This is a genomic window from Candidatus Amarolinea dominans, from assembly GCF_016704685.1.
In the GTDB taxonomy this organism is placed as follows: domain Bacteria; phylum Chloroflexota; class Anaerolineae; order SSC4; family Amarolineaceae; genus Amarolinea; species Amarolinea dominans.
In genome coordinates this window covers 18,936-28,102 of record NZ_JADIZS010000030.1, presented here as the reverse complement: position 1 = coordinate 28,102, position 9,167 = coordinate 18,936, and the positions used below count along the sequence as shown (strand labels likewise).

General features: G+C 59.4%; 6 protein-coding genes. 2 read left to right on the top strand and 4 right to left on the bottom strand.

Going from position 1 to position 9,167, the window contains the following annotated elements:
* Positions 1 to 202 precede the first annotated feature (202 nt).
* Positions 203 to 622: a hypothetical protein gene (locus IPF85_RS18825; protein ID WP_343409599.1), complete on the top strand. Its 420-nt coding sequence runs from the start codon at positions 203 to 205 to the stop codon at positions 620 to 622.
* Between the two features lie 1,950 nt (positions 623 to 2,572).
* Here IPF85_RS18825 and IPF85_RS18820 read toward each other — a convergent pair.
* The 4 genes from IPF85_RS18820 to IPF85_RS18805 are packed head-to-tail and all read right to left on the bottom strand — an operon-like array spanning position 2,573 to position 6,132.
* Positions 2,573 to 3,760: a hybrid sensor histidine kinase/response regulator gene (locus IPF85_RS18820; RefSeq protein ID WP_343409598.1), complete on the bottom strand. Its 1,188-nt coding sequence runs from the start codon at positions 3,758 to 3,760 to the stop codon at positions 2,573 to 2,575.
* On the bottom strand, positions 3,757 to 4,170 hold the full coding sequence (locus tag IPF85_RS18815; protein ID WP_343409597.1) for a hypothetical protein: 414 nt from the start codon (positions 4,168 to 4,170) through the stop codon (positions 3,757 to 3,759). The genes IPF85_RS18820 and IPF85_RS18815 overlap by 4 nt, the downstream gene beginning before the upstream one ends.
* Positions 4,171 to 4,228: 58 nt before the next feature.
* Positions 4,229 to 4,912: a cobalamin-dependent protein gene (locus IPF85_RS18810; protein ID WP_343409596.1), complete on the bottom strand. Its 684-nt coding sequence runs from the start codon at positions 4,910 to 4,912 to the stop codon at positions 4,229 to 4,231.
* Positions 4,909 to 6,132: an ATP-binding protein gene (locus IPF85_RS18805; protein WP_343409595.1), complete on the bottom strand. Its 1,224-nt coding sequence runs from the start codon at positions 6,130 to 6,132 to the stop codon at positions 4,909 to 4,911. Before IPF85_RS18805 ends, IPF85_RS18810 begins: the two co-directional genes overlap by 4 nt.
* Positions 6,133 to 6,501: 369 nt before the next feature.
* On the opposite strand from IPF85_RS18805, the gene IPF85_RS18800 reads away from it, so the two are divergent.
* Positions 6,502 to 9,060, top strand: coding sequence for a PAS domain S-box protein (locus IPF85_RS18800; RefSeq protein WP_343409594.1), 2,559 nt, complete (start codon positions 6,502 to 6,504; stop codon positions 9,058 to 9,060).
* Positions 9,061 to 9,167: the final 107 nt, after the last annotated feature.

Below are 9,167 nucleotides of genomic sequence, written 5' to 3'. Positions count from 1 at the left end.
GAACGGCAACGCACACGACGCATCAACGGCAGCCAGGACATCACGCTGACCTACAATGCCGAGAACCGGCTGACAGGCATGAGCGGCGGCGTGACTTCGAGCTACGTCTTTATGAGCCGACAGCAACCGGGTCAAGGAGACCATCGCCGGCGTCACGCGTCTTCGTCGGCAATTACCTTACGAACTGGACAACGGGACCGTCGTGAAGTATTATTACGCTGGCGCGGCGCGGGTGGCGGGGAGCAGCGGCGGTGTTCTCTACCTGCTGACGGACCATCTGGCTCGCACCGCGCTGACACTGACCAGCAGCGGCGTCCACCAACCGGAGTTGCGCTACTATCCCTTTGGTGCGGCGCGTTACAACGCCGGCAACCAGGTGACGACCTACCGTTTCACCGGTCAGCGTTGGGATAGCGGCACGGCGTTGTATTTCTACCAGTCCCGGCTGGTACGACCCGCTCATCGGGCGATTTCTGGCCACGGATACGATCGTTTCCCCAGCCGCAAAATCCGCAAATCTGAACCGGTACAGCTACGTCGGGAATCAACCTCTCGGGTCATCGATCCCAGCGGACACGCAGCCATTGTGGAACAAGTGCAGATGATGGTTGTGGCGGCATAGATGCGCTCCAAGCATTGAAATGCAACTGCGGCAAGGAAGACTGGATCCAATCGGCGCCAAGCAAGCGTATTATCAGTATTACCTGGCGCACCTGGCGAGAACGCAGGCGCCTATCAGCCACTCAACCCAACTGAAGAATTCAACGGCATCATCTCGACCGGGTATGCGCAAGCTCAGCGGAATTGGGCGCAGCAAACCTGGCGGGTTGGCGCTGGGCGCTGCCACCACCAATGGCGTAATCTTTGAGGCGATGTCCGGTTATGGGGGGAATGCGGCTCTTGGGATGATGGCAATGGTGGGGGGGATTGGGACAGGAGGATCAATATGTCTGAATTGTGGGACGGTTAAGCCAGACCTCGCCCGTAGCAGCGGTAAGCTACGAATTGATCCCGATGGCGCATCCGTGTATTGTACGAACTGCCCACCGAACGGCCAAACACAAGCGGGGCCCAATAAATACTGGGTCAAGTCCTTTCGAGAGCTATGAGAGCGAGGCACTCCAGACTGATCTAGGTTTGCCCGAATACACGCCGCAACATGGCAGGCCTGGGCACCTCCGTGTTCCAGGGAGGACCGACCGATGAAAACTCATCGTTGTGGCAACGTCTGAATCAGTTCATTCGGACACCAAAGCCCGTGCGTGGCCTTAGATGCAGGTTGGTTGCTTGCCTCTGCAGCATCGCAGCATTATCGCCACATGATGTAATTCACTGAATCGATAGGGGGAGATTGAACGTAATCGAGAACGAGACAATCGTGTCGCTCGGCAATTGCTGGGCTATGTTGTGAGTGATTCCAGAGGGAGATTGTCCAGATTGAACATCGGTACTCACAGTTAAGTGATCGTAGTCAGTGGGATGCAATGGTTTGCATTGGGAATCGCGAGTTCCGGTGAATGAAGTCAAATTCTTCCACATACCGTCAGATGTTTTGAACGAGCTTCCCGATGGTAGCTATCTCGTGATACCACACAACGTGCTTGTATCCCATGATGGTATCCTGCAGATCGCCATGCTTGAGGAGCGATTGTATCCTTATTATGAGGATCGGACGCCGGGCGGAGAATCAGGGGACTCGTCGTCTATCAACTCAAACTCATTGACGATGCATACGTCGAAACTGCAGCATCGACTCAATTTGGATACGCAGTCACGGATTTGGGCGGTGCGATGAGCAGTTAAGACGACAACTGCCTGAACGCACCCGACTGAGAATCTGCTATTTCTGCAAGTATTTCATCGAGTAAACGATTTCGGCGGCACTGATGATCGACGACGACCAGCTCTACTGTTTTAGAGATGCTCCAGACGTACTTAAGCAACTGATGGCGGTGTATCCCGTGTTGAGAGAACAGAGTATCTGTTACTTCAGGGATACGCGACATGGACGCTTTCACAGTTGTCCTTTGTTTTCTTATCGCAACAGCGTACCCCACTGTGCCATTGAGGCCTGAGCCACTTCCGTGGCTGAATTTGGGATGTACAATCAAGGTAGGATAGGATGAATGCCACGGCGAGCACGACTATAGGGAGCTATGTGTACGGTGCGTCGTCGCCGGGAATTGTCGGGCGGGGACGCAGGCGACAAAGCCGCATGCGGTGCAGGCGGGCAGCAGCAACGTCTACCCTGGAATTCGTGAAAATTAGTGAAATTCGTGGCAGGGAAAGCAAGGGCGGATTCTTGCCACGAATTGCACGAATCGAAACGAAGGCAGAAGCTCGATTCGTGCAAATTAGTGAAATTCGTGGCAGAGAAAGCTGGGCGGATTCTTGCCACGAATTGCACGAACCGCCACGAAGGCAGAAGCTCGATTCGTGAAAATCGGTGAAATTCGTGGCAGGAAATCGAGGCCCTTCGAGACCGACGCGCATCGCCGAGATTCGCTCATGCCCCCAGTCCGCTTCAGCGGACTTCCCATAACAGCCTGAACTTCAGTTCAAGGCTGACCCTTCAGGCCTGCGCAGGCGGCTTGATCGGTAGGCGCACCGTGAAGGTGGTGCCCACCCCCAATGTGCTGCTGACATGCACTTCGCCGTGGTGCATGTGTACCAACTGCCGGACGATGGAAAGCCCCAGTCCGGAACCTTGTTCACCACGGGTGGCCCTGGTGCTCGTCTGCCTGAAGCGATTGAACAACTTGGGCAGATCGTCTGGCGCAATTCCGCGCCCGGTGTCTGTGACACACACCGTGACCCACTCCGGTTCCTTGAGGCGGACTGACACCTTGATCTGCCCGCCCGCGTCGGTGAACTTCAGCGCGTTGCTCAGCAGGTTGTTGAACACCTGGTAGAGGCGCGCGTTGTCCGCCTGAATGTCCGGCACCTCCGCCCCCATGTCCAGCGCACAGCCGATTGCTTTGCCCCGCGCCACGGGCGCCAGGGTGCTGATGCATTCACCGAGGAGGTGCGCCAGGGAGACGGTACTGATATGCAATTCGGCCCCGCCGGCTTCCAGGCGCGCCAAGTCCAGCAGGTTGTTGACCAGCTCCAGCATGCGTCGCCCGGCATCTTCGATCATGGTCAACAGGCCGTCACGGATATCGCTATCCTTCCAGGAGATGTCCTGCAGCAGTTCGGCTGCCCCCAGGATGGCCGTCAGGGGCGAGCGCAGGTCGTGCGAGGTGATGGCGATGAAATCATCCTTCAGGCGGTTCAGCTCCCGCAACTGCACATTGGCCGCGGCCAGCTCCTCGGTGCGCAGATGCACGCGCTGCTCCAGTTCGGCGTTGATGCGCTGCAGTTCAGCCATCAGTTGGCGTCGCGCCACAATCAGCTCATAGCGTTCGTTGGCCTCACGCACCATGCCCAGTAGTTCATCCGGGTTCCAGGGCTTGACCAGGTAGCGATAGACGTTGCCCTCATTGATGGCCTGGATGACGCTCTCCAGATCGGCGTAACCGGTGAACAGCAGGCGCGTGGCGTCAGGGTGGCGCGTCTTGACATCGGCCAGAAAATCAACCCCTGTCATGCCCGGCATGCGCTGATCGGTCAGAATGACTTGGACCTCGTTCGTCTGCATGAGGTCCAGACCTTCAGCGCCGGAGTTGGCGGTGAACACTTCGAACTCGCGACGCAACAGGCGGCGCAACGCCGCCAGGACAGGCGCCTCGTCGTCAATGACCAGAACGTGTGCTTTCATGCGGCTGCGTTCACCAGGGCTTGCTGCCGGTTGATCAGCCAGTTGACCCACTGATTGACCTCCTGCGCGTGTGCGGGCGCCAGCGCCTCGGCTACGCTGTCGGCGAAGTTGCGAAAACGACTCAGGACGAATGCAGGAGAGACGCCGTCATGCGGCAGACGATCCTGCGCCCAACTGAGCTGATAGTCGAGCAGCGCGGGGTCGCCCACCTGCATCACGCTCTCCAACACCTGGGCGGTGAATTCGATGCCGGCAGTCACGATCCGTTCGGCATCATCCCCATGCTGTGCCACCTCTGCCGGTTGCTCCAGCGCGCGCGCCACGACGTTCTCGACGATCCTGGTTTTGTGTTTACGATACGCAGCCAGCGCCGCGGGTGAGACCGGCTTCAACTCAACCGTTGTATCCATGATAACCCTCCTGCATCAGAATGGCAGCTTTCCTGCCATGATTTGACATCTTGGCCGCTCAGGCAACCTGGCTGGCTCGGGTGACAGCCGCGCGCGCATCCACGCCGCTGAAGCGCACGCCCAAGGCCCGATAGAGTTCCGGCTGTTGCACGAAGGGCAACCCGCCCGCCATGATCGGAATACCGCCCATGCCCTGGCTGTCGAACTCACGCACGAAATTGGTGATGCTCGGCACATGGTAGACCATTTGCGCCGATACGCCAATCAGGTCGGCATTGACGCTGCGTGCCATGCTGACAAAATCGCGCACAGGCACCGCGGCCCCCAGATAGTAGACGGTCCAGCCGGCCTGCTCCATGAAATCGGCCACCATGCGACAGCCCACGCGGTGAAATTCTCTTTCTACGCAGCCCAACACCAGGGTGCGCTTCAGGTCTGTCTGCGGTTTGAAGAGACCATGCATGTCCCCCATCTGGCGCTCGATGATGGCGGTGGCCAGGTGTTCCTGCGCCACCGTGAACTTGTTGACCTGCCATAAGCGCCCGATCTCATAGGCTGTGGTCTGCAGAATGTTCATATAAACATCATTGACCACCACCTGCTGATCGAACGCGTGCGTGATCACTTGATCGGCCTGCCGGCCGCTACCCGCAATCATCGCGTTCAGGTAATCGGCTTGAAAATCGGCTAGAACTGCTGTGGCCTCGGGCGCCGTTGTGACGCCTGTCATCTCCTGATTCATACACTTCGTCTCCTTTGCGCTGGAATCTCGATAAACACAGTGGTTCCTTGGCCGGGTTGGCTCTCGTAGCGCAGCCGCCCCCGGTGACGTTCCATGATGCCAAAGCTGATCGCCAGCCCCAGTCCGGTGCCGGCGCCAACCGGTTTGGTGGTGAAAAACGGCTCGCCCAGACGCGCCAGGGTCTGCGCGTCCATGCCCTCACCGCTGTCACGCAGACAGACCACCACCTGGTCAGCCTGCAGCGCGGTGCTCACCCAAATCGTGCCGCTGTCAGGGATGGCCTGCACCGCGTTGATGAGCACATTCAGAAACACCTGGTTGAGTTGGCCAGGGTGACACCAGATGACCGGCAGATCTCCGTACGCCTCTTTGATCTCGATGCGATTCTGGCACAGAGGCCGCACGATCCGCAGGGTGCTGCGCAGGCCCTCATTGATGTCCGCGTCCTTCTGCGCGGATTCATCCAGGCGGGAGAAATTGCGCAGCGAGAGCACGATGTCGCGAATGCGGGTGACGCCATCCTGGCTCTCTTGCACGAGCTGCGGTAGATCGGCCCACAAAAATTCGAGATCGGCCGCGCTTTCGGCGGCGGCGATGGCCTCCCGGGTGGCGACATCGGCCACCATCCTGAGCGGCTGATAGGCCGCGAACACCGCCTGCAAGTCCGGCAGCACCGTAGCCAGGTGCGCCAGGTTGCTGGACACGAACGCAGCCGGGTTGTTGATCTCGTGCGCGACGCCGGCCACCATCTGGCCCAAGGCCCGCATCTTTTCAGACTGCACCAACTGCGCCTGCGTGTGCTTCAATTCAGCATGCGTTTTTTCCAGGGCCAGGTAAGCCCCTTCCAGGCGTTGGTTGACGGCCGCCAACTGGCTGGTCAACTGCAGTTTTTCGCTCTGGTCCTGCCCGATCAACGCCAGCAGGCTGTCCGTGCCCAGTTGAAAGGTCGTGTAGCTGACTAACATCAACTCGCCATCAGGCTTGACGTGGTCTACTTCCCAATCGCTGGCGCTGCCGTCGCGCCAACTGTTCGCCAGCAACAAACGGCCTTTTTCCTGACTGAACAGATCGAGCAGATCAATCCAGGCGCGACCGCAAATTTGCTCACCGAGCAGACGCAGGGCGCTGGGGTTGGCATCCACGATGGCTCCCTGGCGATCCAGCGTGAGAACGATGTACGGCGAGTCAACGAACAGGGCCGTAGTCATTTCCGCGTGCATAGCTTCTCCGCACAATCAAACGTGTTCGGTGTAGTGTAGCGATTCTGGCCGCTCACCGGAATCAGGAAAAACCTGAGAATTTCATCAGGAAAGGCCCTGATTCAAGCGCACGTGTGGCAGTCGCCCGGTTCGCCCCCGGCCTGAGATGGGCTTACGGCTGTGCGATCAATTGCGTTGTACCCGGCGTTGGGCTATAATGCACATAGGCTTGTTGTGCCATGTCCGCCGACGTTTCACCTGGCGCGAAAGCCTGCGTATACTGCAAGCGGGCACGAATTGCGCCTGTTTCCTTCGACATAAGAGTGAAGTCTGTTCCCGCTTGCAGCATGGTTGCCCAAGAACTCAGTTACCTCCGCAGGGGAGTACCGAATGTACGCATCAGACCAACCGCTCACCCTGCATGCGGCCCTGTATCGTATTGCCGAAGAGACCGTCAGCGGTAGTGATCTGCCCACCTTCTATGCCGCCATGCATAGCATTGTCGCGCAATTGATGTTTGCTGCCAACTTTTATATCGCCCTACACGATGCGCAGACGAACACCCTCAGTTTTCCCTATTTTGTGGACGAAAATGACCCGCCCCCCCCGCCGCGTCCCATGGTCAAAGGACTGACCGAGTATGTCCTGCGCACCGGGCAGTCCCACCTGGTGACGCCGGCCGTCTTTCGTAAACTGCAAGAGCAAGGCGAGGTCGAACTCGTGTTGACCCCGGCCGTGGACTGGCTGGGTGTGCCGCTCAAGGTGGATGACCATGTCCTGGGTGTGCTGGTGGTGCAGAGCTATCACGACGCCATCCACTTCAGTGAAACCGATAAAGAATTACTGACTTTTGTCTCGCGCCAGATCGCCATCGCCCTGACACGCAAACGCACGGAAGCCGCGCTGCGAGAGAGCGAGGAGAAATATCGCAGCCTGTTCGAGCAGGCGCCCATCGGCATCTACCGCACATCTCCCCGCGGACGTATCCTGGATGCCAACCCCGCGCTCATCCACATGTTGGGCTATGACTCCTTCGCGCAGATGGCCCTGCGCGACCTGGAAACTGAGGGCTTCGCGCCTCCATACTCACGCACTGAGTTCAAGCGCCTGCTGCAGCAGACCGGCATCCTGCGCGGTCATGAGGCGATCTGGCAACGCCGCGACGGATCTTCCCTGATCATCTGCGAGAACGCACATGCCATCTATGGGGCAGATGGCGATGTCCTCTATTACGAGGGCACGGTCGAAGACATCAGCGAGCAGAAGCAGGCGCAAGAAAGGCTGCATATCCTGCAGCGCGCCATCGAACAAAGCCCGGCCGCGATCATGCTGTCCGACACGCAGGGCAACGTGGAATACGTCAATCCCAAATTCACCCAGGCCACGGGCTACCAGCCGGAAGAGGTCATTGGTCGCAACCCGCGCCTGCTCAAGTCGGGCGAAACCGCGCCCGCAGAATATGCGCGCCTCTGGCAAACCATCAGCAGTGGCGGGGAATGGCGCGGAGAATTCCACAATCGCAAGAAGAACGGCGAACTGTTTTGGGAGGCCGCTTCGATCTCTGCAATCACCGATCCGACCGGGCGCATCACCCATTACCTGGCGGTGAAGGAAGACATCACCGCGCGTAAGACCATGGAAGCCGCGGAGCGCCAGCAACATGCCCTGGTAGAGATGCTGCGCCACATCGCGGCGCTTATCAACAGCACCCTCGATCTGAACGAGGTCCTGGACCGCATCCTCGGCAACATCGGCCGTGTCGTCCCGCACGACGCCGCCACAATCATGTTGATCGAGGGCGACCTGGCGCGGATCGTGCGCAGCGCCGGTTATGCAGACATGGGCCTGACGGACGAGGCGTTGCAATTTCCCTTTGTCGTCTCCGCCACACGCAATCTACACACCATGCTCACCAGCAACCGTCCCCTCGTCATTCCCGATGTGACCGCCTATCCTGGGTGGATCGTGACACAGGCTGGGCACCAGGCGCGCGCGTTCGTGGGCGCCCCGATCCGCTGCCGCCGTGGCATCATCGGCTTCCTGTCCCTGGAAAGCCGGGAGCCAGGATTTTTCAACACCACCCATGCCGAACGCCTGCAAGCCCTGGCCGATCAGACCGGCATCGCCATTGACAACGCGCAGCTCTACGAGCGGGTGCGCGCGCACGCAGCCGAGTTGGAAGCGCGCGTGGCCGGCCGCACGGTCGAGCTGCAAGCGGCCAACGCCAAACTACAAGAACTCGATCACCTCAAGAGCCAGTTCGTCGCTAATGTGTCGCACGAACTGCGCACGCCACTCGCGAACATCAAGCTCTATCTCCAACTGCTGGAGAAAGGCCGCGCAGACAAACACACCCAATATCTGGCCACCCTCAACCGTGAGGCCAGCCTGCTGCACCGGCTGATCGAGGAGTTACTCGATCTCTCGCGCTTCGACCTGGGCCAGCGCTCGGTCGCGCTGACACCGCTCGATGTCAACTTACTCATTCAGCGCCTCCTCAGCGATCGGGCAGCGCTCATTGCCGATCGCGGCCTGACCTTGCAGACCAGGCTGACTCCCGATCTGCCCACGATCCCGGCAGATCAAGCCATGATGACCCAGGTGCTCACCAACCTGCTGACCAACGCGATGAACTACACGCCGACCGGCGGCGTCATCACGCTGGCGACTCAGTTGCGGTCGAACAGCGAGCATGACTGGTTGACCTTCAGCGTGAGCGACACAGGGCCAGGAATCTCACCCAGGGATCGGATGCATATCTTCGACCGTTTCTATCGCGGCGACGCCAGCCGCACCGCGGCCGCGTCGGGCACCGGTTTGGGGCTTGCCATCTGTCAGGAGATTCTGCGCCGGCATGACGGGCAGATTACGTTGGAGAGCGAACCGGGCCGTGGCAGCACCTTTACCGCGTGGTTACCCCTGGCGCTTTCCCGGCCGCATGAGGCCTGAGAGGTGCATTTCAGTCTTGGGTCACAGCCCACGCCGGCGGGCTTCGCAGTCGTTGCAGCGACTTGCAGTCGCCCGCAACTGACATGGGCTGTGTCTTGATCGCTCAA

Coding starts and splice junctions, on each gene's coding strand:
- IPF85_RS18820 (WP_343409598.1), bottom strand. CDS start 3,760: ATGAAAGCACACGTTCTGGTCATTGACGACGAGGCGCCTGTCCTGGCG.
- IPF85_RS18815 (WP_343409597.1), bottom strand. CDS start 4,170: ATGGATACAACGGTTGAGTTGAAGCCGGTCTCACCCGCGGCGCTGGCT.
- IPF85_RS18810 (WP_343409596.1), bottom strand. CDS start 4,912: ATGAATCAGGAGATGACAGGCGTCACAACGGCGCCCGAGGCCACAGCA.
- IPF85_RS18805 (WP_343409595.1), bottom strand. CDS start 6,132: ATGCACGCGGAAATGACTACGGCCCTGTTCGTTGACTCGCCGTACATC.
- IPF85_RS18800 (WP_343409594.1), top strand. CDS start 6,502: ATGTACGCATCAGACCAACCGCTCACCCTGCATGCGGCCCTGTATCGT.